General features: G+C 67.7%; 1 protein-coding gene. It reads right to left on the bottom strand.

All coding sequences use genetic code 11. From position 1 onward, the window contains the following. Window positions 1-223: IS110 family transposase (locus O7A05_RS34305; protein ID WP_337097841.1), on the bottom strand; the 223-nt coding region annotated here is incomplete at both ends.

Genomic DNA, 223 nt, shown 5'->3' with positions numbered 1-223 from the left:
AGCGTTGCCCGCATCGCGACCAGTTGATCGCGGTGGCCGGCAAGCGACTGAAGCCGCTCACCTTCTTCGCGTGGCGCCGGCTCGGCCTCAGGCTGGTAGCGACGGCCATAGTCGCTCAGCATCCTGGTGTCGAGAGGATCGGTCTTGGCGCGCCGTCTGGTCGACTTGGCATAGTGGTGGGTGTGCGCCGGGTTGTGCCGCGAGAACGGCACGCCGGCCTTGG

The organism is Mesorhizobium argentiipisi (SeqCode), assembly GCF_037179585.1.
GTDB lineage: Bacteria > Pseudomonadota > Alphaproteobacteria > Rhizobiales > Rhizobiaceae > Mesorhizobium > Mesorhizobium argentiipisi.
Note: the sequence above shows the minus strand (reverse complement) of the source record. Positions and strands in the feature narration are given on the sequence as shown.